Raw genomic sequence first — 821 nt, 5'->3', positions numbered from 1 at the left:
GGCCATGCGACAGCAACAGATGACGCGCTTGATCCACAGCTTGCCCCAGCTGACGCACCACCAGCGCCAACAACTGGCAAGCTCTCTGCAGGCTCTGCTCGATCACAGTCAAGCCATCGCCGTTGTAGAAGCGCACAGCGGCGTCTGCCGGGCTTGCCCGCATTGCAGCAGCTCCTTGCTCGTCAATAACGGCTCGGCCAATGGGCTGCAACGTTTCAAGTGTCGCCATTGCGCGCGCACCTTCAACGCCTTGACTGGCACACCGCTGGCGCGTTTGCATCTGCGGGACAAGTGGATGGGCCAGGCACAAGCTCTGGGCGAGGGGCTCTCGCTCAATCAGGTGGCCCAGCGCCTGGGCGTGGCACAAAGCACCGCCTTTCGCTGGCGTCACCGCTTCCTGGCCTGCCCAAGCAACCAGCAGGCTGGCCAGCTTGTGGGCATTGCCGAAGCCGATGAGTCTTACTTTCTGGTCTCCTGCAAAGGCCAAAGAGGCTTGCTGCGCCGTCCTCGCCGACGGGGAGGTAAAGCGCTGGCTGGTTGCAAGGGTTCGGAGTACACATCCGTACTGATGGCGCGAGACCGTGCGGGAGCAACGGTCAACCTCGTCCTGCAGACGAACAAGGCCGTCAGTGTGCAAATGGCACTCAAGCCCTTGTTGCCACCGGACACCATCCTGTGCACCGACGGCAGCGTCACTCTGGCCAGTGCGGCGCGGCTCTTGGGTGTGCAGCACCAGGCAGTGAACGTGATCCGGGGCCGGCGGGTGAGAGGCCCCTGGCATGTCCAGAACGTCAATGCCTATGTCAGCAGGCTGCGCGGGT

1 protein-coding gene is annotated in these 821 nt (G+C 63.2%); it reads left to right on the top strand.

The window, feature by feature from the left end:
- Nucleotides 1–4: 4 nt before the first annotated feature.
- On the top strand, nucleotides 5–821 hold an 817-nt coding region (locus tag ACODSU_RS25280), incomplete at its 3' end, for an IS1595 family transposase (RefSeq protein WP_488845717.1).

This window comes from Acidovorax sp. FG48 (genome assembly GCF_057809085.1).
The sequence above is the reverse complement of the archived record's forward strand: the minus strand, read 5'-3'. Positions and strand labels throughout refer to the sequence as shown.